Genomic DNA, 21,741 nt, shown 5'->3' with positions numbered 1-21,741 from the left:
TGGACCGCGTTGCACCAATCGCGAGCAAGCCCGCTCCCACAGTTGCCAGTTGCCAGTTGCCAGTTGCCAGTTGCCAGTTGCCAGTTGCCAGTTGCCAGTTGGTCAGGGCTGATTTTCCAGGCCATGCAGTTCGCAGTACTGCGCCCAGTCCATACCCGCCATTTGCGCCACTTCGCGATGCGCTTCAAGGCGCTGTGCGGCGAATTCCTCAGGGGTGGCGCTGGTCAGTTGCAGCGTCAGCTCCCAGGCAAAAAGGCCCAGGCGTTCGGCTTCGGCCTCGAAGGCTTCGTTCAGGCGTTCCTGGCGATATTCTTTCATCGACTGGCCCACTGCGCGGGCAGCCAAAGGGTTCAACGTTGCAAGTTCTGCAGCCAGTTCGGGGTGTTCGTCGAGAAAACGATCAAGGGCTTTTTGATGTCGGGTGCCGGGTTCAGTCATGACTATTTCCACGCAGCAAGGCAGGGGCGCCGCTATACAGGATACGGCGGCCGGTGATGATGAACACTACGTCAATACCCAGCAAGGTAATGGCCGACAGATAATCGGCGCGGGGCAGGGTGATATCGCGTTCATAGCAGCTCTGCGCATGGCGTCCGACACCGCCAGCGTCAGCCAGTTGCGCCTGGGTCATTTTCAGGCGCAAACGCTCTTTTCTCAGCCGTTCACCATATGTGTTCATTTACGTCGCCCAAACAGGCACAAGTGATAATAAAAGAGTAAGTCAAACCGTCAGGCAGGGGAAGACTTGTGGGTAGGATGGGCCTTTTATTTAAAGGCACAGCAGGATGTCGCGAGACGATCCTGCCGGGCGGCGGTGCTTATTGCGCCGTTTTTTTCTCGGTTTCCGGCAGGAACCAGTTCAGCAGCAGCGCACAGATACCCCCTGTGGCCACCCCGGACTCCAGCACGTTGCGCAAGGCGGCAGGCATATGCGCGAGGAACTCCGGCACTTGCGATACACCCAGGCCCAGGGCCAGGGATACGGCAATGATCAGCAGGGCGCGACGGTCCAGGGTGATGCTGGCCAGGATATTGATGCCCGAGGCCGCAACGGCGCCGAACATGACCATCGCGGCACCGCCCAGCACTGGCTCAGGCACGGCCTGGATGGCACCTGCAACGCTTGGGAACAGGCCCAGCAAAATCAGCATGGCGGCAATCCAAACGCCGATATGGCGGCTGGCGATACCGGTGAGCTGGATCACGCCGTTGTTCTGGGCAAACACCGAACTGGGGAAAGTATTGAAGATACCCGCCAGAAACGAGTTGGCACCATTGACCAGCACGCCGCCCTTGATGCGTTGCATCCATACCGGGCCATCCACTGGCTGGCGCGAGACTTTGCTGGTAGCGGTCACGTCACCGATGGCTTCCAGCGAGGTCACGAGGTAGATCACCAGCATCGGAATAAACAGCGCCCAGGAAAACCCGAGGCCGAAGTGCAGCGGCATCGGCACCTGGAACAGTTCAGCCTGGTGCATGCCGGTGAAGTCCAGGCGGCCCAGGTAGCCGGCCAGGGCATAGCCCACGGCCAGGGCGATAACGATGGCGCAACTGCGCATCCACACCAGCGGGATACGGTTGAGGATCACGATAATGGCCAGCACCACGCCCGAGAGCATCAGGTTTTCGCCGTTGGCGAACGTGCCGTTGCCCATGGCCGTGAAACCGCCGCCCATGCTGATCAGGCCGACCTTGATCAGGGTCAGGCCGATCATCAGCACCACGATGCCGGTGACCAGCGGAGTGATCATGCGTTTGACGAAGGGCAGAACCCGGGAGATGCCCATTTCCACAAACGAGCCGGCAATCACCACGCCAAAGATCGCCGCCATCACGCCTTCAACGGGCGTGCCTTGCTTGACCATCAGCGCGCCGCCGGCAATCAGCGGGCCGACAAAGTTGAAACTGGTGCCCTGCACGATCAGCAGCCCGGCGCCAAAAGGGCCGAAGCGTTTGCACTGGACAAAGGTGGCGATGCCGGAGATGACCAGCGACATGGAGACAATCAGGTTGGTGTCGCGGCTGGACACGCCCAGTGCCTGGCAGATCAGCAGGCCGGGGGTGACGATCGGCACGATAATGGCCAGCAGATGTTGCAGCGCTGCCAGAAAGGCGATCCACGGCTTGGGACGGTCTTCAAGACCCAAGACCAGCTCGCTGGTCTGAGGCTCGGCTTCAAGCGGGGTTTTGAGAGAGGTCATGGCGTGCGCCCTGGAAAAAAGAGCGCGATTCTACTGGTGTTGAGCCATTACGCCCAGTGCTGGATTGCGCAGGGGCCTGGCTTGCTGTGGGAGCGGGCTTGCTCGCGATGCAGGCCGCTCGGTTTATCTGATCGACCGAGTGGCTGCTATCGCGAGCAAGCCCGCTCCCACAGTAAGGGGGGGATTACAGATGCAACGCATGCCCCAGCGCACGCAACGCCGCTTCCTGCACGGCTTCACCCAGGGTCGGGTGGGCGTGGATGGTGCCGGCGATGTCTTCCAGGCAGGCGCCCATTTCCAGTGACTGGGCAAAAGCCGTCGACAACTCCGAAACACCCGCGCCCACGGCTTGCCAACCGACAATCAGGTGGTTGTCACGGCGCGCCACAACCCGCACAAAGCCGGTTTTGGCTTCCAGGGTCATGGCCCGGCCATTGGCCGAAAACGGGAAGCTGGCGCTGATGTAGTCCAGTCCTGCTTCTTGCGCCTCGACCGGGGTTTTGCCCACCACCACGATCTCCGGGTCGGTAAAGCACACCGCGGCAATGGCCGTGGGGCTGAACTCGCGGTGCTGGCCGGCAATGATCTCGGCCACCATCTCGCCCTGGGCCATTGCCCGGTGGGCCAGCATCGGCTCACCGGTCAGGTCGCCAATGGCCCACACATTGCGCATGCTGGTGTGGCAACGGTTGTCGACGCGAATGGCCGGGCCGTTCATGGCCAGCGCCAATGCCTCAAGGTTGAAACCTTGTGTGCGCGGGCGACGACCCACTGCCACCAGCACCTGATCGGTTTCCAGGGTCTGGCTCTGGCCCATGCGGTCGCGCATCGACAGGGTCTTGCTGCTGGCCTGGAAGCCTTCGACGCTGTGTTCCAGGTACAGGGTAATGCCCAATGCCTTGAGGGATTCGGCTACAGGCAGGGTCAGATCCTTGTCGTAAGTCGGCAGGATCCGGTCGCGGGCTTCCACCACCGTAACTTCCGCGCCGAGCTTGCGGTAGGCGATACCCAGTTCCAGGCCGATATAGCCCGCGCCGACCACGGTCAGGCGCTTGGGAATGGCGGTGGGTTGCAGGGCTTCGGTGGACGAGATGATCGCGCCGCCAATGGGCAGGATCGGCAGGTCGACCGTCTGCGAACCGGTGGCCAATAGCAGGTGTTCGCACTCGATGCGTTGCCCGTCGACTTCCACGGCCTTGCCATCGAGAATGCGCGCCCAGCCATGGATGACCTTGACGCCATTCTTTTTCAGCAGTGCGCCGACGCCGCTGGTCAGGCGGTCGACAATGCTGTTTTTCCACTGCACGCTCTGGCCGATGTCCAGGGTCGGGGCCTGGGTCTTGATCCCCAGCGGCGAGGTGCCGCTACTGTAGCGCTGGGTGGTGTGGAATTGTTCGGCAACGTGAATCAGCGCCTTGGACGGAATGCAGCCGACATTCAGGCAGGTACCGCCCAGCGACTGGCCTTCGATCAGTACCGTCGGGATGCCCAGCTGGCCGGCGCGGATCGCCGCCACATAGCCGCCGGGGCCGCCACCGATAATCAGCAGCGTAGTGTGTTGGGTTGGCTGCATGTTCACTCCACAAACAGGGTGGCAGGTTGTTCGAGCAAGCCACGCATGGCCTGGATAAATTGCGCCGCGTCCATGCCGTCGACCACGCGATGGTCGAAGGAGCTGGAGAGGTTCATCATTTTGCGGATGACGATCTGGCCCTTGACCACCACCGGGCGCTCGACGATGCGGTTGACGCCGATAATCGCCACTTCGGGCAGGTTGACCACCGGCGTGCTGACGATGCCGCCCAATGCTCCCAGGCTGGTGAGGGTGATGGTTGAGCCGGTGAGTTCTTCACGGGTGGCCTTGCCGGTGCGCACGGCGTTGGCCAGCCGGGCGATTTCATCGGCAGCGCCCCACAGGTTGAGGGTTTCGGCATGGCGCACCACAGGCACCATCAAACCGCCGTCGCTTTGCGCGGCGACGCCGATATGGGCGGCGCCAAAGCGGGTGATGATTTGCGCTTCGTCGTCGTAGCGCACGTTGATCTGCGGGAAGTCGCGCAAGGCCACAACCATGGCTCGCAGCAGAAATGGCAGCAGGGTCAATTTGCCGCGGCTTTCGCCCCATTTCTGATTGAGCTGGGCGCGCAGTTCTTCCAGGGCGGTGACGTCCACTTCCTCGACATAGCTGAAGTGTGCGGCGCGGCGCTTGGCGTCCTGCATGCGCTGGGCGATCTTGCGGCGCAGGCCGATCACCGGGATCTGTTGCTCGTCATTGCGAATCGCATAACCGCTGGCCGGGGCGACGCCGGTGCTGGCGTCGCGGGCCAGGTAGGTATCCAGGTCGTCATGCAACACGCGCCCGGCCGGGCCGCTGCCCACCACAAAACGCAGCTCGATGCCCGCATCCCAGGCGCGCTTGCGCACGGCCGGGGAGGCCAGTGGCCGTTCATTGGCTTCACGCGCCACAGGCGCGGTGCGCTGCACGGGCGCCGGCTTGATCGACGGTGCGGCCACGACGGCCACTTCAACCCGGGCCTGGGGGGCGGCTTTGGCAGGGGCGGCTACAGGTTCCGCTGCAGTGACAGGCTGTGCGCCTTCGCGCAGGTTGCCAGCACCTTCGACTTCAATGCGGATCAGCTCGCTGCCCACGGCCATTACTTCGCCAGGCTGGCCACCCAGGGCCAGCACGCGGCCAGCCACGGGGGAAGGAATATCTACCGTGGCCTTGTCGGTCATCACATCGGCGACCACCTGGTCTTCGCTGACCATGTCACCGACTTTGACAAACCATTCCACCAGTTCAACTTGCGCAATGCCTTCGCCAATGTCCGGCATCTTGATAACGTGCGTACCCATTCAGACCTCCATAACCCGTTGTAATGCCGCACCCACTCGCGCCGGGCCAGGAAAATAAGCCCACTCCTGGGCATGGGGATAGGGGGTATCCCAGCCGGTTACACGCTCGATCGGTGCTTCCAGGTAATGGAAGCAGTGCTCCTGGACTAGTGCGATCAGTTCGGCGCCAAACCCGCAGGTACGGGTGGCTTCGTGAACAACAACGCAACGGCGGGTCTTTTTCACCGAGGTGACGATGGCGTCCAGGTCCAGCGGCCAGAGGCTGCGCAAATCGATGACTTCAGCGTCGATGCCGGTTTCTTCGGCGGCGGCCTGGGCCACATACACGGTGGTGCCGTAGGTCAGGATGGTGACTTCAGTGCCGGGGCGCACGATGGCGGCGCAGTCCAGCGGGACGGTGTAGTAACCGTCGGGAACGGCGCTGGCCGGGTGCTTCATCCACGGCGTTACCGGGCGGTCGTGGTGGCCGTCGAACGGGCCGTTGTACAGGCGTTTTGGCTCCAGAAAGATCACCGGGTCATCATTTTCGATGGCGGCGATCAGCAGGCCCTTGGCGTCGTAGGGGTTGGACGGCATCACGGTACGCAGGCCACAGACCTGGGTAAACATAGCCTCGGGACTCTGGCTGTGAGTCTGGCCACCATAGATGCCGCCGCCGCAGGGCATGCGGATGGTCATTGGCGCGATAAACTCGCCGGCAGAGCGGTAACGCAGGCGCGCCGCTTCAGAAACAATCTGGTCGGACGCCGGGTAGAAGTAGTCGGCAAACTGGATTTCGGCTACCGGGCGCAAGCCATAGGCGCCCATGCCCACGGCGGCACCGACGATGCCGCTTTCCGAGATCGGTGCGTCGAACACCCGCGAGCTGCCGTACTTGGCCTGCAGGCCTTCGGTGCAGCGAAACACGCCGCCGAAGTAACCCACGTCCTGGCCAAACACCACCACGTTATCGTCGCGCTCGAGCATCACATCCATGGCCGAGCGCAGGGCCTGGATCATCGTCATGGTGCTGGTACTCACGGCGTTCTCCATCTGAATTTTATTGTTGTCGTTCATCTGGTTATAACCCCAATTCCTGGCGTTGCCGACGCAAATGCTCGGGCATTTCCTTGTACACGTCTTCAAACATGCTCGCGGCGCTCGGGATTTGCCCACCGGCCAGGGTGCCGAAACGCTCGGCTTCCTTTTGCGCGCCGATGATTTCGGCTTCCAGTTCGGCGCTGACCGCAGCGTGCTCTTCTTCCGACCAGTTGCCGGTGGCAATCAGGTGCTGCTTGAGGCGAATAATCGGATCGCCCAGCGGGAAGTGGCTCCAGTCATCGGCAGGACGATACTTGGACGGGTCGTCAGAAGTGGAGTGCGGGCCTGCGCGATAAGTGACCCACTCGATCAGGGTTGGGCCCAGGTTGCGCCGTGCGCGCTCTGCGGCCCAGGCCGAGGCGGCGTACACCGCGATAAAGTCGTTGCCGTCCACCCGCAGCGAAGCAATGCCGCAGCCCACACCGCGCCCGGCGAAGGTGGTGGACTCGCCACCGGCAATGGCCTGGAAGGTCGAAATGGCCCATTGGTTGTTGACCACGTTGAGGATCACCGGGGCGCGGTAAACGTGGGCAAAGGTGAGGGCGGTGTGGAAATCCGATTCGGCGGTGGCGCCGTCGCCGATCCAGGCCGAGGCGATTTTGGTGTCGCCCTTGATGGCCGAGGCCATGCCCCAGCCAACGGCCTGTACGAATTGGGTGGCCAGGTTGCCGGAAATACTGAAAAAGCCGTAGTCACGCACCGAATACATGATCGGCAATTGCCGACCCTTGAGCGGGTCGCGTTCGTTGGACAGCAACTGGCAGATCAGGTCCACCAGCGGCACGTCCCGGGCCATCAGAATGCTTTGCTGGCGGTAAGTGGGAAAGCACATGTCGTCGATATTCAGGGCCAGAGCCTGGGCGCTGCCGATGGCTTCTTCGCCAAGGCTTTGCATATAGAACGACATTTTTTTCTGGCGCTGGGCGACCACCATGCGCGTGTCAAAAATTCGCGTCTTGAGCATGGCGCGCATGCCTTCGCGCAATACCTCGCTGGATACGCCTTCGGCCCACGGACCAAGGGCTTGGCCCTGGTCGTCGAGCACGCGGATCAGGCCTTTGGCCAGGTCGGCGGTATCGGCAGGTTCTACGTCGATCGGCGGCTTGCGCACCAGACCGGCATCGGTCAGGCGCAGGTAGCTGAAGTCGGTCTTGCAGCCTGGGCGGCCGGAGGGTTCGGGAACGTGCAGGCGCAGCGGTGCATATTCATTCATGGCTTTCTCTACGCTCGATCTTGTCGTGTTTATAGGCGCGGGAGCTAGGTGATACTGTCGAAGATCTGTCTGATAAAAGCCCAGATCTTGTCCTACAACAATCATATTCCTGACGCAGAAGAATATTTCTCTGTAGTTCGTTGTGCTTTGCAGCGTTTAAGGATAAGAATTCTGCATAAACATAAAAAACAGGTGCTTTTGTCTCATGCGCAAGCTTGATCGAACCGATATCGGGATTCTCAACAGCCTTCAGCAGAATGCGCGCATCACCAATGCGGACCTTGCGCGTTCGGTAAACCTGTCGCCGACGCCGTGTTTCAACCGGGTCAAGGCCATGGAAGAACGCGGCCTGATCCGCGAGCAGGTGACCTTGCTCGACGCCGATATGCTGGGGCTGCACGTCAATGTGTTTATCCATGTCAGCCTGGAAAAACAGGTCGAGGAAGCCCTGCAGCATTTTGAAGCGGCGATTTCCGATCGCCATGAAGTCATGGAGTGCTACTTGATGGCCGGCGACCCGGATTACCTGATCCGCGTGCTGGTGCCCAGCATCCAGGCGCTGGAGCGCTTTATGATGGACTTTTTGACCAAGGTGCCTGGGGTGGCCAATATCCGCTCCAGCTTTGCCCTCAAGCAGGTACGTTACAAAACCGCATTGCCGCTGCCGCCCGGCGGGCTGACCCTGGAGGAGTGATCACACCCGCAGCCGCCAGCGCTCGTTGAAGCGCAGGTCGACCACCGACAGCGGTTCCACGTCAATCAGGTTGAAGGAGGCGGTGGTTGCGGCCAGGGCATGCAGAATCGCCGCGCGGATCACAAAAGGGTGGGTCACCACGGCAAAGTGGCCATCTTCACGAAACTCGTCGAGCCAGGCGCTGACCCGCAGGCACAAATCCTGTACCGACTCGCCGCCGTGGGGGGCCGAGCAGGGGTTGTTGATCCAGTTGTTCAGCGCCTGGGGCATGCTCTGTTGCAGGTCACACAGACGCTGCCCTTGCCAGTCGCCGATATCGTAATCACCCAGGGCGGGCACGATTTCAATTTCGCCGCCCAGCGCCTGGGCGGTTTGCAAGGTGCGGGTTTCGGGGGCACAGAGGATGCGCACCGGTTTTTTCAGCCTGGCACTCAGCTCCGCTACCAGCAGCAAGCCCTTGGGGTCAGCCGGCTCGTCCAGGGCAAAGCGCCCTAGCCGCTGTGCCTCGGTGCGCGCATGACAAATAAAGCTGAGGCGGGTGGGCATGCTCAAGTCCTTGGGGGTATCGGGTTGCGAGTGACTGCGTGTGCTCGCCCTTCAAGTCAGTTTAGGCGAGTATTATGACGGCGTAATCCACTCTCAAGGTACTTTGCAATGGCTGCTGCTCGCTTGAAAAAAGTCTTCAATACCGCTGCATTGCTGGCACTGATGGCCAGCGCCAGTGCGGCGTTTGCCCATGCCCACCTCGAATCATCCACACCTGCCGCGGGGAGTACGGTGGCCAGTGCCGACGAACTGCGCCTGGTCTTTACCGAAGGCGTGGAGCAGGCGTTTACCAAGGTGGTGATCAGCCATGACCACACGCCGGTGGCGGTTAGCAGCCTCAAGACCGAACCGGGCAACCAGAAGGTGCTGATCGTGACCCCGGCGCAGCCCCTGCCAGCAGGCACTTACCAGGTGAAGTGGAACGCGGTGTCGGTCGATACCCACAAGAGTGCGGGCGACTACAGCTTTACGGTGAGCCACTGAGTTGATTGTCAGCGCAATGGTGGTGTGCCGGTTTGTACATTTCTGCGTGGTGCTGCTGATGTTCGGGGCCTGTGCCTTCAGGCTCTTGTTGCCGGCGGCTGGGCTTCGTGTGGAGATGGACCGACAGTGGCGCCCGGTCAATCGCCTGCTGGCGTGGGTGGGGCTGGGCAGTGGCCTGGCCTGGTTGCTGCTGACGACCCACTCGATGGCAGGCAGCTGGCCTGACACGCTGGCCCCGGCGACGCTGTGGCTGGTGTTGGGCAGCACCTTTTTTGGCCAGGTGTGGGCGTTTCACCTGCTGTTCTGCGTGTTGCTGCTGGTTGCCCTGTATGCGCGTGCGGGTTTTTACCTTGTCGGGACGCTGGCGGTCCTGTTGCTGGCCACGTTGGCCCCGGTGGGGCACGGCGCAATGCTGGATGGCTGGCGCGGGCAATTGCTGATGCTTAACCAGTGGGTGCATCTGCTGTGTGTCGGGGCCTGGATCGGCGGGCTGCTGGGGTTGCTGCTGACGCTTGTGCGGCCCGCGGCACAGGACGTGGCGGCGGTGTTGCAGCGCTTCAGCAATCTGGGGTTTGTCCTGGTTGCGGGGATTATTCTGACCGGGCTGATCAATACCCGGGTGCTCACCGGTGCGCTCTGGCCTACACCCCTGTTTGAGGGGTTCGCCCTGATCTTGTTGATCAAGGTGACGCTGGTGGGCGTCATGCTCTTGCTGGCGCTGTTCAACTTGCTGATGAGCCGCAGGGGGCACTTCGCCGTATTGCGCCGCAGCGTGGCACTGGAATGGCTGTTCGGGCTGGCGGCGGTGGCTGCCGTGTCGTTGCTGGGTACCTTGCCGCCGCTGGTGGTGGGGTAAAAGCCGGAGTGCATCCATTCGTAGCAGCTGACGAGTAGAACGAGGCTGCGTCCGGCTGCGCAGCAGTCGTCGATTCGGTCAGCCCGGTGGTTTATGCCTACCGCGAACACCGGGTTTACGGCCGCTTCGCGCCCGGACGCAGCCGTCGTTCCTCGGCAGCTGCTACGTATGCCGCTAGATCAGCAAAAACACGCCCAGCAATCCACCGAACACCAACCACTTCTCGGCGTAGTAACGCGTGCGGTTGCGTTTTTTCAGCTCCTTGCCGCGCAGGCGAATCTTGTACAGCCGGGTAAAGGCGCGGTTCAGGGCACCGGTTTTGTCAGTGGCAGCGTTCGGTGAGCTGGCGGACGCCATCACCGTGCGGCTGAACCACTGGTTGAAAGCGCTGGCCCAGCGATATTGCATCGGGCGTTCGATATCGCAGAACAGGATGATGCGGTTTTTATCCGTGGTGTTTTCGGCGTAATGAATAAAGGTTTCGTCAAATATCACCGCTTCGCCGTCACGCCACGCATAGTTTTCCCCGTCGACATTGATATAACAGCCCGGGTCGTTCGGCGTGTCCAGGCCCAGGTGAAAACGCAGGGAACCTGCATAAGGATCACGGTGGCGCACCAGCTTCGAGCCGGGTGGCAATTCGGCAAACATGGCGGCCTTGATAGTCCCGATGCCGTTAAGCAGCTCGATGGTGCGCGGGCACAGCTCGACCGCTGAAGGGTGATTGTCGCCATACCACTTCAGGTAAAAGCGCTTCCAGCCGCTCTTGAAAAAGGAGTTGAAACCCACGTCATTCGGCTGTTCGGAGCGCTTGATCGCGCCCGCGGTCATCAGGTTGCGCGCTTCTTCGCGGATTTCCTGCCAGTGCTCCTGCAAGGGTTGCAGCTCGGGAAAGTCGCCAGGCTTCAGGTACGGCTGGCTGGGGACCTTGGAGAACAGGTACAGAAAGCAGTTGATGGGCGCCAGGAAGGTGGAGTGATCGCTCAACTGGCGAACGAGTTTATGGCGAACCTTGCCCCGCAGGTGGACATACGCGATGGACAAAACGTAAACAGCAATAATGATGAGTTTCAAGAGTATCGTCACAAGTCAGGAGAAACGCAGCCCGGCAAACACGCAAGTGGCCCGATATCTCGTAAGAAATATCGGGTACTGGTGCCGCTTTTTGGGAGCCAATATGTAAGGTTAAAGCAGCACTTTGGCCATTTTCCAGCCTTTCATAACGTTTTTGTCATCTTTGCTTACAGTCTTTGGTCGTGTTGCGAGTGCCGCCCTGGTATGAAAAAGCCGCTTCAGGCTTCGTTGCCGGCGTATTTTCCCAGCAAGGCATCGACTTCGGCGGTCCCAGGGGCGGTGGCGGGGCCGCGGCGGGTAACGGCCAGGGCCGCTGCTGCATTGGCTCGCGTCGCCGCGTGTATGGGGCTGTAACCGGCCGCCAGTGCGGCAATCATCACCCCGGTATGGGCGTCGCCGGCACCGTTGCTGTCGACAGCCTGGACCTTGAACCCGGCCACAGGCTGCTGACCATGCCTGTCGCTGACCCAGCAGCCCTGCGGGCCGTCGCGCACAACGCTGACGCAGCCTTCGGGCAGGCGGGCGGCCAGGGCGGGCAGGGCGTCGAGCAGTGTCGGGCTGGCGGTGAAACTGCGTGCCTCGGCGCTGTTGCTGGTCCAGAGGCTCAGGCGCGGCAGCAGGGCGTTGAGCAGTTGCGGGGCGATATCGGCCAGTAACGGGCCGGGGTCGAACGCCACATGCACGCCGGGCGTCAGGCTCAGGATCCAGCGCAACAGAGGTTCGGCCTTGTGGGCATGCAACAGGCTGTAACCGCTGACATAGACGTAATCATCAGGCTGGACGATGACCTGTGCCAGATCCTCGGCAGACAATCCGCCTTCGGCGCCGATACAGGAAATAAAGGTCCGCTCAGCGCTGGCTTCGGTGAGGGCCACGCACACGCCGGTGTCCTTGCCCGGGTCGATGGCCAGGGACAGCTGAATACCTTCGGCATGCAGGGCCTCGCGGGCCAGATCACCAAACCGGCCCCGGCCGTGGCGACCCAGGTACACGCTCTGCAGGCCATTGCGTTGGGCGGCGGCCATCACATTGAAGCCACCGCCTGCGTAAAAACAGGCGTCATGGGCCAGGACATCGCCACCGGAACGGGGCAGGGTGTCCAGCGCCATCGCCAGGTCGACGATCACCTGGCCGGTATGCAGCAATCTAGCCATGGGCGGCCTCCGGTGCGCAGCGGCGGCGGTCTTTGGCGCCGCCCGACAGGGCATACAAGCCCGCGGCGACTGCGAATGTAACGACCCAGCCAAGGCCGTTGTGGCCCAGCCATGAATCGGCCAGCGGCCCGACAAACCAGTCCGCATCCGAACTGCCCACCCGGGTAAAACAGAACCCCAGCACCAGCGCGATGGCCCAGGCCCCCAGTGCGCGCCACTCGATGCCGCCTTTGTACCAGTAGGCGCTGCGGGAGCTGACGTCGAGCAGGTCGTGGGCGCTGTAATAATGGCGGTGCAGCAGGTCGACGATAAAGATCGCCACCCAGGCCGTGATTGGAATGGCCGTGAGTGAGATAAACGTGATGAAAGGGCCGTAAAAACTGTCAGCAAACAGCATGAAGTAAATCGAGCCACAGAATATGGCCACGATGTCCACGACCACGGCCTGCACCCGCTTGATGTTCACGCCCAGGGTCAGGGTCGTCAGGCCTGCGGAATATACTGACAGATGATTGGACAGCAGCAGGCCGCCAAAGGCGCTGAGCAGGTAGGGCACAGCCATCCAGGACGGCAGCAGGTTGCGGATGGCCGCAATGGGGTCGGTGGCGGATGCCAGCGCGTGGTTGCCCACGGTCAGCAGACCGCCAAGGGTGATCAGCAACACCAGCGGGATCCCTGCGCCCCAGGCCGCCGAGACCACCAGTTGCGAGGCGCTGACGCTGTGTTTCTGGTAGCGCGACATATCGGCACCGGCGTTGGCCCAGCCGATGCCGGTGCCTGCAGCCATGATGCCAATGCCAATGATCACGGCGCTCATGGGCGCGGGGCTGGCGTTCAATACCCCTGGCCAGTCGATGGTGGCGCAGAGAAAACCGCCCACCAGCAGGTTGAGCGCGCCAAACACATAGGTTGCCCACTTCTGGATCACCAGCAGCGTGGCATGGCCAAGCCCGGAAACCGCCAGGGTCAGCAGGGTGAAAATACCGATAAATACCAGGGTCAGCAGCGGAGCGCTTTTGGCTTCGGTGGGGGTGTTGAACAGGATCGTGCTCAGAGACAACAACACGAAAGCGGCGGTGGTGGTATTGACCGTTTCCCAGCCTACCCGGGACATCAATGACACCAGCGTAGGCGCCATATTACCGCGCACGCCGAAAATGGCCCGCGACAATGTAAGGCTTGGCGCTCGCCCACGTCGTCCGGCAATGGAGATAACGCCGACCACGGCGAACGAGCCTGCGGCACCGATCAAGGCAACAATCACCACCTGCCAGATTGCCAGTTGATGAAAGGCCACCAGCGTGGCCCCCAGCGGCAAGCCGAGAATGCTGATATTGGCGGCAAACCAGACCCAGAACAGTTGAAGCGGGTTGCCCTTGCATTCGCTTTCGGGGACGGGCTCGATGCCGCGGGTTTCCAGTTGCCCGGCAGAGTGCCCGGCGTCAGGGGATGTCATGGCGTGTAGCTCCTGAAGCTTTTGTTATCGTTGTAGGCAGGCCGGGCTTGGGTGTGAGGCCCGTCGTGGTGCGGTCAAGGGCAGGGGGTCAGCTGTGGCGAAGGGCTAGCAAGTCGCGCACCAAGGGGTCCAGCTGCATGCTGTTGACCGCGACGATTTGCTTGATCAGCGCCGCAGGCCAAAGTTGCAGGCCGCCGCAGGCACCCAGCATGGCGCCGAGCATGGCGGCAATGGTGTCGGTATCGCCGCCAATGCTGGCGGCCATGCACAGGGCATCGAAGCTGCTCAGGGATCCGCTGGCCACGCGCTGGGCGAGGGCAAAGGCGGCGACCACGGACTCTTGAGAGGCTACCGATGTGCCGATCACGTCATACAACAGGTCGCCGATATTGTCAGGGTTGCACTCGCGACTGGCCTGCCTGGCCCAGCGAATGCGCGGGCCAATGCGGCCGCCAGCCACCCAGTGGCCGTGGTGTTCGGCCATAAACGCCATTTCAGTACCGGCATTGAGGGCGTGCTCAAGTTGGGTGCCATTGAGCCCGCTGGACACCACGGCGGCAACCGCGGCGGCACTGGCAATCCCCAGGCTGGTGTTGTGCGTCACCTGGCAGGCCTGGACCACAGACTGGATAAAACGCTCTGGCTGGCGCACGTCGCTGGCGATGCCCACCGGGGTTATGCGCATGGCTGCGCCATTGGTGGTGCCATGACGCCCGGACTCTTCGGGGCTGTGGCCCGCGAGGATCATCTCGATTGCACGCTTGGTCGACGGCCCCAAAAGGTCCTGGGAGCCTTTGGCCTGCATGTTGGCTTCCCAGGCAATCAGGCGTTGGGCAAGCAGGTGCGGGTCAATGCTGCCCCGGCCTTCGACCAGCAGTTGGCCAACCAGGATGGCCTGCTCGGTGTCGTCGGTAATTGAGCCTGCAAGCATGCCCGGGGCGATGGGCTGATCGGCGGGGGCGTTTTCAAGGGTGCCAATGTGGCCAAAGCGGGACAGAATCTGCCCGCGGCTCAACGACTGGGTCGGCATGCCCAGGGCATCGCCCAAAGCCAGGCCATAAAACGCGCCCAGCGCTCGATCCATCGCGGTCATGTGGGTGTTCCAAACGAGTGGTACATGCGAAAGTGCTGTGGGTCCAGCCAACTTTCGACCATTTCCATCAAGCGCCCCTGGCGGTCGTAAGTAGTGCGCAACGCCTTGAGAAATACGGTCCCGGCAGGGCGCCCGAGCATGAGGGCGTCTTCTTCGTTGAGGGGTTCGGCGCCAATCCATTGGTCGCCGCGATCTGCGACAAAACCGTAGGCTGCCAGGGTTATGGTCAGGGAATCGTCGATCAGGCCAACCCTTGGCAAGCCTTCCAGGCCACCGGTCGCGGGCATCAGCGAGCGCTCCAGGGAGATGGCGGTGCCATCGTCCCGGCGCCGGCGACGTTCCAGGATAATAAACTGGCTCAAGCCAAATTGATGGAGCAGATCCGGGCGCTCTATGGCCTGGAGCCTGAGCTGCTCAGTGTGGATGCGGGCACCGGTGCTGGCCAGTGCCTGGGTCCAGCCGTTGTTCTGGTCGAGGGTAATACCGTCATAGGTGACGATGGCGCCGCCTTCATTTTGCGTGGCTATATATTTTCGCCTTTCCAATTCCGTCAGTGCTGCACGCAACGTGCTGTGGCTGACGCCCAGTTCTTGAGCCAATTGGTCTTCTCCTGGCAGTGGGTTGCCGTCTGCCAGGAGACCGCTTTCGATACGGTGGACGAGCTCGTCGACCACCCGTTGTTGTTTGTTGAATCGAACCTGTTTGATCATGCCGAAAGTAATAGCTCAGCAATTGAGGTTCGGCAATATTCTCAACCTGGTATCAACCATAAAGGGGTGGTTATAACGGCTGTTGCGTGTCAGCAAGGATGCCTTGCGCCGGCGGGCAGCCCCGGCGCAGGGGGGGACGGGTGTTTCAGCCGCACGCCTTGAGGTTGACCGGACCCACGAACTCGTTGCCGCGGCCCATCACACAGGCTACCGCCTGATTGCGCTGGCGCTCCCAGGCCTGGACCGGATAGGTCTTGTTCCACGCCTCGTACAGCTGGCGGTCCTGTTTTGACAGGCGCAAGTTGTATTGCTTGCTCATATAAAAGTAGGTGCGGGCAATCATGCCGCGAATGGAGGGCCGGGGCATGACCTTCTTGGACTTGAAATCAACCTGTGTCAGGCACGAGCCATATTGGCCCTTTTGCACGGGCAGCCAGCCAAAACTGAAGTTGTTTCTGTCCCCGTTGACCTCGCCGATGCTGGGCACCAGGTTGTGCAGGTCCGCTTCGGCCACCTTGAACACCGGGTCGTTGCGGGTGCAGTTTTTGCGTCCACCACTTTGCCAGCACTGGCGGTGATGACCGATCTGCCAGGCGGGCACGATATGCTCCCACTCAATCCGTGCGGCGCGGTTGGCATTTTTGCGTGGGGTATAGCCACAGGCTTTCAGGTCGACACGGTTGCCGGTGTATTTGCAGCCGCAGTAGAACTCGGTGGACTGCGGTGCGTAGAGCTTCCAGGCGACTTTCTTGGCTTCGCTGAAGGTTTGCGGGGCGCCAGCGTGAGCGCTTAAAACGGTAAAGAGACTGACCAGTGCCAGTAAACAAACCCTCATCGACTCAATCTTCCTCAGGCACAGTCCAGAACACGTTAATGGCACCATCATCGCGATAGGCAATGGTGACGTTGTCGTTTTCGGAAATTTCTTCGATCAGGCGTTCCCAGAACTCGGGGTTGTCGCCTTCAAGTCGTTCAAGCACCGCCATCTTGTCTTTTTGCGCTTTGGGCGAACTGATGATTTTTTGTATACGCGTGCCGAAAATTTCGTAGGGGCTCGGTGGGGTCGGCTCTTTCGCCGCTTTTTTAGCCATGATGCGATCCTTGGTGTGCTGTATGCGCATACAGTATTTAACTGCGCCAGATTTGGCAACTGTTTGCTGCTTTGGCAAGCAAACCGGCGCTTGGTTCTGGGCGCAAAAAAAAACCGCCTCCCGGAGGGGAGGCGGCTTATTGAATCGCAAGTGCTTGAAACTCCGGGTTTAGTACTCCCAGAACATGCGCTGCAGCTCTTTGCTGTCCTGGGTCTTGGTCAGTGCAACCATGGCCAGGATGCGGGCTTTCTGAGGGTTCAGGTCGTGGGCGACCACCCAGTCATTCTTGTCGTCCGGCTGTTCTGCGTTACGCAGTACGAAACCGCCGCTGTTAACGTGAGAAGAACGAATGATTTGTACGCCATCTTTGCGCAGGGCTTGCAAGGTTGGCACTACGCTCGACGCCACCGAACCGTTGCCGGTACCTGCGTGGATGATGGCCTTGGCGCCGGATTGGGCCAGTGCCTTGTAGGCGGTGTCGTCTACATTGCCGTAGGAGTAGGCGATGCCTACGTTTGGCAGGCTCTTGATGTTTTTGATGTCGAACTCGGAATCCATGGTGTGGCGCTTGGCCGGCAGGCGGAACCAGTAGGACTTGCCTTCAACCACCATACCCAGCGGGCCCCAAGGGCTTTTGAAGGCTTCGGTCTTGATGTTGATCATTTTGCTGACATCGCGACCGGACTGGATTTCGTCGTTCATGGTCACCAGCACGCCTTTGCCGCGCGCTTCCTTGCTGCCAGCAACGGCAACGGCGTTGTACAGGTTGAGCATGCCGTCAGCCGACATGGCAGTGCCCGGGCGCATGGAGCCGACCACGACAATCGGCTTGTCGGTTTTTTCCACCAGGGTCAGGAAGTAAGCGGTCTCTTCCAGGGTGTCGGTGCCGTGGGTGATGACGATGCCATCGACATCATCGCGTTCGGCCAGCTCGGCAACCCGGCGGCCCAATTGCAGCAGGTTGTCGTTGGTGATGCTCTCGGAAGCAATTTGCATCACTTGCTCGCCGCGCACGTTGGCCAGCTCGCTCAGTTCGGGAACACCGGCAATCAGCTTGTCGATACCGACTTTGGCTGCCGTGTAAGTGGCGCTGTTGGCAGCGCTGGCGCCTGCTCCGGCAATGGTGCCGCCAGTGGCCAGAATGATGACGTTGGGTTTGCCGGCCGCTTCTTGCGCCTGGGCAGTTGGCAGAGCCAGCAGCAGTGCCAGGGCACCTGGAATGATTGATTTCAACACAGCATTTTTCATTATTTTTTCTCTTATTAGTGAGTGTGCCGATGTACGCACACCGAGCACGGCACGGGCCATCCATTGGCGGCGTGCGGCGTAGGTGAAGCACTATCTATGCCAGTGGCAAAGGCTCTGGGTGGCCCGTTCAAGCCACTGATTCACAGGGTCCAATGTCACTTGCTGCAAGCTCTGTTGCGAGCCTGGACGGTTTCCCGAACAAAGGCAGGTTTTATGTTCGGAGAATCGAATGCGCCGTGGGGTGGGCAGGGGCTTTTTTCACGTTGACAAATAACCAGCGGTTTTCCATAGTGAGGTTCAAGCAAACGTTTGCGCGGCGTTTTTTGAGCCTGTGATGACAGGCACTCACCCTGAGCTGTTGCCCGTCACACGGCGCTTGGCATTCAGGTGTAGCGCAGGCAGGACGTTGCTCACAATAATCATAAGATCGGAGTTACTGCCATGAAGCTGCCATTTGCTGGTCGCCTTCTCGCTGTCGCCATGCTGGCTGCAGCATCCCTCGCTCTGCCTCTCGCCCATGCCGAAACAGCGCCAAAGCCCAAGGTCGGGCTGGTGATGAAATCGTTGGCAAACGAATTTTTCGTCACCATGCAAAAGGGCGGCGAAGACTATCAAAAGGCCAATGCGGCCACGTTCGACCTGGTCTCCAACGGGATCAAGAACGAAACGGACACTGCAGGCCAGATCGACATCATCAATCAAATGATCATTGCCAAGGTCGATGCGCTGGTGATTGCGCCCGCAGATTCCAAGGCCCTGGTTTCGGCGATCAAAAAAGCCCGGGATCGCGGGATCGTAGTGGTCAACATCGACAACCAGCTGGACCCTGACGTGCTCAAAAGCAAAGGCCTCGATGTGCCGTTCGTGGGGCCCAACAACCGCCAGGGCGCGCGTGAAGTCGGGGAGTACCTGGCGACCAAGCTGCAGGCAGGCGATGAAGTGGGGATCATCGAGGGCGTGTCGACCACCACCAATGCCCAGATGCGCACCGCAGGTTTCAAGGATGCAATGACCGCTGCCGGCATGAAAATCGTGCCGGTGCAGTCAGGCAACTGGGAAATCGACGGCGGCAACAAGGTTGCAGCGGGCATGCTCAGTGAGTACCCGAACCTCAAGGCTATCCTGGCCGGCAATGACAGCATGGCCCTGGGCGCGGTGTCGGCTATCCGTGCCGCAGGCAAGGCCGGCAAAGTCCAGGTAGTGGGCTATGACAATATCGATGCGATCAAGCCGATGCTAAAAGATGGCCGGGTACTGGCAACGGCCGATCAGGCGGCCGCCAAACAGGCGGTTTTCGGCATTGAAACCGCGCTCAAGCTGGTCAGAAAAGAGCCGGTCGAGAACCTCAAGGACGGTGTCATCGACACCCCTGTGCAACTGGTCACCCACCCTTAATCCGGCCCGCTGTCGCAGGCACCTGCCCAATCGGCAGGTGCCCGGAGAAATGTCATGTCTGCACCTGATGCCAGCGTGGTCCTCACGGTCGGCGGGATTGGTAAAACCTATACACAACAGCCGGTACTGGCAGGTATCGACTTGTCGCTGTATCGCGGCGAAGTGCTGGCCCTGACGGGGGAGAATGGCGCCGGTAAAAGCACCCTGTCGAAGATCATCGGCGGCCTTGAAATGCCGACCCTGGGGCACATGCATTTCAATGGCCAGGCCTATGCGCCCGGCAGCCGCTCGCACGCCGAGAAGCTGGGGGTGCGCATGGTCATGCAGGAGTTGAACCTGCTGCCCACCCTGACCGTGGCGGAAAACCTGTTTCTGGATAATCTGCCCGGGCGCCTGGGCTGGATCAGCCGCAAGCAATTGCGCAAGGCGGCGATCGAGGCTATGGCCCAGGTTGGCCTGGAGGCGATAGACCCCGACACCCTGGTCGGTGAGCTGGGCATTGGCCATCAGCAAATGGTCGAGATCGCCCGCAACCTGATTGGCGACTGCCATGTGCTGATTCTCGATGAGCCCACGGCGATGCTCACGGCGCGTGAAGTCGAGATGCTCTTTGTGCAAATCGAACGGCTGCAAGCCCGGGGCGTGGCGATCGTTTATATCTCCCACCGGCTTGAAGAGTTGGCCCGTGTGGCCCAGCGCATTGCCGTGTTGCGCGACGGTTGCCTGGTGTGTGTCGAGCCAATTGCCGATTACAGCAGCGAGCAACTGGTCAACCTGATGGTGGGGCGCGAGCTGGGCGACCAGTTGGACCTGGGGCCGCGCAGCCTGGGTGAACCGGCGCTCAAGGTCACTGCGCTGAGCCGTACTGACAAGGTGCGCAAGGTCTCGTTTGAGGTCAGAAAAGGCGAAATATTCGGTATCTCAGGTTTGATCGGCGCAGGGCGGACGGAGCTTTTGCGCTTGATCTACGGCGCCGACTTGCCCGACAGCGGCACGGTTGCCCTGGGCTCACCGCTGCAGGTGGTCAGCATCCGCTCGCCCGCCGATGCCGTGAAACAGGGCATTGCCCTGATTACCGAGGATCGCAAGGGCGAAGGTTTGCTGTTGAGCCAGTCGATCAGCGCCAATATCGGCCTGGGCAACATGCAGCGCGTATCCAGGGCGGGTGTGGTTGATGGCCAGCAAGAGGCGGCATTGGCCCGGCGCCAGATCGACGCAATGGGCATCCGCAGTAGCGGCCCCGAGCAGGTGGTGTCGCAGCTGTCCGGTGGCAACCAGCAGAAGGTGGTCATTGGGCGCTGGCTGGAGCGCGACTGTTCGGTCCTGTTGTTCGACGAACCCACGCGTGGCATCGACATTGGCGCCAAGTTCGATATTTACCGCCTGCTGGGCGAGTTGACGCGCCAGGGCAAGGCGCTGGTGGTGGTGTCCAGCGACCTGCGTGAGTTGATGTTGATCTGTGACCGCATCGGTGTGCTGTCTGCGGGGCGTCTGATCGATACGTTTGAGCGTGACAGCTGGAGCCAGGAACAGTTACTGGCCGCGGCCTTTGCCGGTTATCAAAAAAGAGATGCGCTGCTCGCAGAAGCAGCGCCACAGGAAGCCCTATGAAAACCTCTCTCGCGCCGCGAAAAAATACCCATAACTACTATGGCATGGGCACTTACCTGGGGCTGGCAGGCGCCTTGCTGGCCATGATCATTCTGTTTTCCAGCCTGAGCGATCACTTTTTCTCCTATGACACGTTAAGCACCCTGGCCAACCAGATTCCGGACCTGATGGTGTTGTCGGTGGGCATGACCTTTGTGCTGATCATCGGCGGTATCGACCTGTCGGTAGGCTCGGTACTGGCCCTGGCGGCGTCTACCGTCAGCGTGGCGATTCTGGGCTGGGGCTGGAGCATCCTGCCGGCGGCCCTGCTGGGCATGGGCTGCGCAGCACTGGCCGGAACCCTTACCGGTTCGATCACCGTGGCCTGGAAAATCCCGTCGTTTATCGTGTCGCTGGGGGTGCTGGAGATGGCCCGGGGAGCGGCCTACCAGATGACCGGTTCGCGCACGGCCTATATCGGTGACGCTTATGCCTGGCTTGCCAACCCCATCGCCTTCGGCATTTCCCCCGCCTTTATCATCGCCTTGCTGATTATCGTGGTTGCCCAGGCAGTGCTCACCCGTACCGTGTTTGGCCGTTATCTGATCGGCATTGGCACCAACGAAGAAGCCGTGCGTCTGGCAGGTATTAATCCAAAACCTTACAAGATCCTGGTCTTCAGCCTGATGGGCTTGCTGGCCGGGGTAGCGGCACTGTTCCAGATCTCGCGCCTTGAAGCGGCAGATCCCAATGCCGGCTCTGGCCTGGAGTTGCAGGTGATCGCGGCGGTGGTGATTGGTGGCACGAGCCTGATGGGCGGCCGTGGTTCGGTAATCAGCACCTTCTTTGGCGTGCTGATTATCTCGGTACTGGCCGCGGGGCTGGCGCAAATCGGCGCGACGGAGCCGACCAAGCGTATTATTACCGGTGCTGTCATTGTGATAGCAGTGGTATTGGACACATACCGCAGTCAACGTGCACAGCGACGGAACTGAGCA

The 21,741-nt window shown here is 61.0% G+C and carries 22 protein-coding genes; 6 read left to right on the top strand and 16 right to left on the bottom strand.

Features of this window, described 5'->3' with window-relative positions:
• Positions 1-102: 102 nt before the first annotated feature.
• The 7 genes from AB3G35_RS17795 to AB3G35_RS17765 form a co-directional block, all read right to left on the bottom strand.
• Positions 103-438 carry a DUF6388 family protein gene (locus AB3G35_RS17795; protein ID WP_369781887.1) on the bottom strand — a complete coding sequence of 112 codons (336 nt, stop codon included), beginning with the start codon at positions 436-438 and terminating at the stop codon, positions 103-105.
• Positions 431-679, bottom strand: a complete 249-nt coding sequence (locus AB3G35_RS17790; RefSeq protein WP_050901276.1) for a helix-turn-helix domain-containing protein — start codon at positions 677-679, stop codon at positions 431-433. The genes AB3G35_RS17795 and AB3G35_RS17790 overlap by 8 nt, the downstream gene beginning before the upstream one ends.
• A 139-nt stretch (positions 680-818) precedes the next feature.
• Entirely contained in the window at positions 819-2,204 is a 1,386-nt protein-coding gene (locus AB3G35_RS17785) for a nucleobase:cation symporter-2 family protein (protein ID WP_016781435.1), read from the bottom strand.
• Between the two features lie 184 nt (positions 2,205-2,388).
• Positions 2,389-3,777 carry a dihydrolipoyl dehydrogenase gene (lpdA, locus tag AB3G35_RS17780; RefSeq protein WP_159259489.1) on the bottom strand — a complete coding sequence of 463 codons (1,389 nt, stop codon included), beginning with the start codon at positions 3,775-3,777 and terminating at the stop codon, positions 2,389-2,391.
• A gap of 2 nt (positions 3,778-3,779) precedes the next feature.
• On the bottom strand, positions 3,780-5,060 hold the full coding sequence (locus AB3G35_RS17775; protein ID WP_086797769.1) for a dihydrolipoamide acetyltransferase family protein: 1,281 nt from the start codon (positions 5,058-5,060) through the stop codon (positions 3,780-3,782).
• On the bottom strand, positions 5,061-6,116 hold the full coding sequence (locus AB3G35_RS17770; RefSeq protein WP_086797767.1) for an alpha-ketoacid dehydrogenase subunit beta: 1,056 nt from the start codon (positions 6,114-6,116) through the stop codon (positions 5,061-5,063). It abuts the gene before it with no gap.
• A gap of 4 nt (positions 6,117-6,120) precedes the next feature.
• Positions 6,121-7,353 (bottom strand): 3-methyl-2-oxobutanoate dehydrogenase (2-methylpropanoyl-transferring) subunit alpha, encoded by a 1,233-nt coding sequence (locus tag AB3G35_RS17765; RefSeq protein WP_169910983.1) that lies wholly within the window; start codon positions 7,351-7,353, stop codon positions 6,121-6,123.
• A 205-nt stretch (positions 7,354-7,558) separates the two neighbouring features.
• Here AB3G35_RS17765 and bkdR point away from each other — a divergent pair, with 205 nt between their 5' ends.
• Positions 7,559-8,047, top strand: coding sequence for a Bkd operon transcriptional regulator BkdR (bkdR, locus tag AB3G35_RS17760; protein ID WP_016781430.1), 489 nt, complete (start codon positions 7,559-7,561; stop codon positions 8,045-8,047).
• On the opposite strand, the gene AB3G35_RS17755 is transcribed toward bkdR, so the two are convergent.
• Entirely contained in the window at positions 8,048-8,593 is a 546-nt protein-coding gene (locus AB3G35_RS17755) for a histidine phosphatase family protein (RefSeq protein WP_369781886.1), read from the bottom strand.
• Between the two features lie 108 nt (positions 8,594-8,701).
• Here AB3G35_RS17755 and copC point away from each other — a divergent pair, with 108 nt between their 5' ends.
• Both copC and copD read left to right on the top strand, forming a co-directional pair.
• Positions 8,702-9,076 carry a copper homeostasis periplasmic binding protein CopC gene (copC, locus tag AB3G35_RS17750; RefSeq protein WP_369781885.1) on the top strand — a complete coding sequence of 125 codons (375 nt, stop codon included), beginning with the start codon at positions 8,702-8,704 and terminating at the stop codon, positions 9,074-9,076.
• A 4-nt stretch (positions 9,077-9,080) separates the two neighbouring features.
• A complete protein-coding gene (copD, locus tag AB3G35_RS17745) occupies positions 9,081-9,932 on the top strand; it encodes a copper homeostasis membrane protein CopD (RefSeq protein ID WP_169883119.1) in 852 nt (283 codons plus the stop codon).
• 174 nt (positions 9,933-10,106) lie between these two features.
• Here the strand turns inward: copD and lpxO are convergent, their stop codons facing one another.
• The 8 genes from lpxO to AB3G35_RS17705 all read right to left on the bottom strand — a co-directional run bounded on the left by lpxO (position 10,107) and on the right by AB3G35_RS17705 (position 17,758).
• Positions 10,107-11,006, bottom strand: a complete 900-nt coding sequence (gene lpxO / locus AB3G35_RS17740) for a lipid A hydroxylase LpxO (RefSeq protein WP_369781884.1) — start codon at positions 11,004-11,006, stop codon at positions 10,107-10,109.
• 218 nt (positions 11,007-11,224) lie between these two features.
• Positions 11,225-12,160 carry a PfkB family carbohydrate kinase gene (locus tag AB3G35_RS17735; RefSeq protein WP_369781883.1) on the bottom strand — a complete coding sequence of 312 codons (936 nt, stop codon included), beginning with the start codon at positions 12,158-12,160 and terminating at the stop codon, positions 11,225-11,227.
• Entirely contained in the window at positions 12,153-13,616 is a 1,464-nt protein-coding gene (locus AB3G35_RS17730; protein WP_369781882.1) for a cytosine permease, read from the bottom strand. The genes AB3G35_RS17735 and AB3G35_RS17730 overlap by 8 nt, the downstream gene beginning before the upstream one ends.
• An 88-nt stretch (positions 13,617-13,704) precedes the next feature.
• Entirely contained in the window at positions 13,705-14,709 is a 1,005-nt protein-coding gene (locus AB3G35_RS17725) for an ADP-ribosylglycohydrolase family protein (RefSeq protein ID WP_369781881.1), read from the bottom strand.
• Positions 14,706-15,419, bottom strand: a complete 714-nt coding sequence (locus tag AB3G35_RS17720) for a GntR family transcriptional regulator (RefSeq protein WP_016781422.1) — start codon at positions 15,417-15,419, stop codon at positions 14,706-14,708. Before AB3G35_RS17720 ends, AB3G35_RS17725 begins: the two co-directional genes overlap by 4 nt.
• A 145-nt stretch (positions 15,420-15,564) precedes the next feature.
• Positions 15,565-16,254 carry an endonuclease gene (locus tag AB3G35_RS17715; RefSeq protein WP_369781880.1) on the bottom strand — a complete coding sequence of 230 codons (690 nt, stop codon included), beginning with the start codon at positions 16,252-16,254 and terminating at the stop codon, positions 15,565-15,567.
• A gap of 4 nt (positions 16,255-16,258) precedes the next feature.
• Positions 16,259-16,510, bottom strand: a complete 252-nt coding sequence (locus tag AB3G35_RS17710) for a DUF1654 domain-containing protein (protein WP_016781420.1) — start codon at positions 16,508-16,510, stop codon at positions 16,259-16,261.
• Positions 16,511-16,678: 168 nt separating this feature from the next.
• The gene (locus AB3G35_RS17705; RefSeq protein ID WP_016781419.1) at positions 16,679-17,758 is read right to left on the bottom strand and encodes an asparaginase; all 1,080 of its coding nucleotides are present in this window, start codon (positions 17,756-17,758) and stop codon (positions 16,679-16,681) included.
• Between the two features lie 441 nt (positions 17,759-18,199).
• Here AB3G35_RS17705 and AB3G35_RS17700 point away from each other — a divergent pair, with 441 nt between their 5' ends.
• From AB3G35_RS17700 to AB3G35_RS17690, 3 genes are read left to right on the top strand one after another with little or no spacing between them, the layout of a single operon-like run.
• Entirely contained in the window at positions 18,200-19,153 is a 954-nt protein-coding gene (locus AB3G35_RS17700; protein WP_016781418.1) for a sugar ABC transporter substrate-binding protein, read from the top strand.
• Positions 19,154-19,207: 54 nt separating this feature from the next.
• Positions 19,208-20,764: a sugar ABC transporter ATP-binding protein gene (locus tag AB3G35_RS17695; protein WP_203304609.1), complete on the top strand. Its 1,557-nt coding sequence runs from the start codon at positions 19,208-19,210 to the stop codon at positions 20,762-20,764.
• Positions 20,761-21,738, top strand: a complete 978-nt coding sequence (locus AB3G35_RS17690; RefSeq protein ID WP_016781416.1) for an ABC transporter permease — start codon at positions 20,761-20,763, stop codon at positions 21,736-21,738. Before AB3G35_RS17695 ends, AB3G35_RS17690 begins: the two co-directional genes overlap by 4 nt.
• The last annotated feature ends 3 nt before the right edge of the window (positions 21,739-21,741 follow it).

It is taken from the genome of Pseudomonas sp. WC2401 (assembly GCF_041200115.1).
GTDB classification, from domain to species: domain Bacteria; phylum Pseudomonadota; class Gammaproteobacteria; order Pseudomonadales; family Pseudomonadaceae; genus Aquipseudomonas; species Aquipseudomonas fragi.
This window is presented reverse-complemented; position numbering and strand designations above follow the sequence as displayed.

What these genes read in the sequence shown, in the direction of transcription:
- AB3G35_RS17795 (WP_369781887.1), bottom strand. Translation starts at nt 438, where the DNA reads ATGACTGAACCCGGCACCCGACATCAAAAAGCCCTTGATCGTTTTCTC.
- AB3G35_RS17790 (WP_050901276.1), bottom strand. Translation starts at nt 679, where the DNA reads ATGAACACATATGGTGAACGGCTGAGAAAAGAGCGTTTGCGCCTGAAA.
- AB3G35_RS17785 (WP_016781435.1), bottom strand. Translation starts at nt 2,204, where the DNA reads ATGACCTCTCTCAAAACCCCGCTTGAAGCCGAGCCTCAGACCAGCGAG.
- lpdA (WP_159259489.1), bottom strand. Translation starts at nt 3,777, where the DNA reads ATGCAGCCAACCCAACACACTACGCTGCTGATTATCGGTGGCGGCCCC.
- AB3G35_RS17775 (WP_086797769.1), bottom strand. Translation starts at nt 5,060, where the DNA reads ATGGGTACGCACGTTATCAAGATGCCGGACATTGGCGAAGGCATTGCG.
- AB3G35_RS17770 (WP_086797767.1), bottom strand. Translation starts at nt 6,116, where the DNA reads ATGAACGACAACAATAAAATTCAGATGGAGAACGCCGTGAGTACCAGC.
- AB3G35_RS17765 (WP_169910983.1), bottom strand. Translation starts at nt 7,353, where the DNA reads ATGAATGAATATGCACCGCTGCGCCTGCACGTTCCCGAACCCTCCGGC.
- bkdR (WP_016781430.1), top strand. Translation starts at nt 7,559, where the DNA reads ATGCGCAAGCTTGATCGAACCGATATCGGGATTCTCAACAGCCTTCAG.
- AB3G35_RS17755 (WP_369781886.1), bottom strand. Translation starts at nt 8,593, where the DNA reads ATGCCCACCCGCCTCAGCTTTATTTGTCATGCGCGCACCGAGGCACAG.
- copC (WP_369781885.1), top strand. Translation starts at nt 8,702, where the DNA reads ATGGCTGCTGCTCGCTTGAAAAAAGTCTTCAATACCGCTGCATTGCTG.
- AB3G35_RS17735 (WP_369781883.1), bottom strand. Translation starts at nt 12,160, where the DNA reads ATGGCTAGATTGCTGCATACCGGCCAGGTGATCGTCGACCTGGCGATG.
- AB3G35_RS17730 (WP_369781882.1), bottom strand. Translation starts at nt 13,616, where the DNA reads ATGACATCCCCTGACGCCGGGCACTCTGCCGGGCAACTGGAAACCCGC.
- AB3G35_RS17725 (WP_369781881.1), bottom strand. Translation starts at nt 14,709, where the DNA reads ATGACCGCGATGGATCGAGCGCTGGGCGCGTTTTATGGCCTGGCTTTG.
- AB3G35_RS17720 (WP_016781422.1), bottom strand. Translation starts at nt 15,419, where the DNA reads ATGATCAAACAGGTTCGATTCAACAAACAACAACGGGTGGTCGACGAG.
- AB3G35_RS17715 (WP_369781880.1), bottom strand. Translation starts at nt 16,254, where the DNA reads ATGAGGGTTTGTTTACTGGCACTGGTCAGTCTCTTTACCGTTTTAAGC.
- AB3G35_RS17710 (WP_016781420.1), bottom strand. Translation starts at nt 16,510, where the DNA reads ATGGCTAAAAAAGCGGCGAAAGAGCCGACCCCACCGAGCCCCTACGAA.
- AB3G35_RS17705 (WP_016781419.1), bottom strand. Translation starts at nt 17,758, where the DNA reads ATGAAAAATGCTGTGTTGAAATCAATCATTCCAGGTGCCCTGGCACTG.
- AB3G35_RS17700 (WP_016781418.1), top strand. Translation starts at nt 18,200, where the DNA reads ATGAAGCTGCCATTTGCTGGTCGCCTTCTCGCTGTCGCCATGCTGGCT.
- AB3G35_RS17695 (WP_203304609.1), top strand. Translation starts at nt 19,208, where the DNA reads ATGTCTGCACCTGATGCCAGCGTGGTCCTCACGGTCGGCGGGATTGGT.
- AB3G35_RS17690 (WP_016781416.1), top strand. Translation starts at nt 20,761, where the DNA reads ATGAAAACCTCTCTCGCGCCGCGAAAAAATACCCATAACTACTATGGC.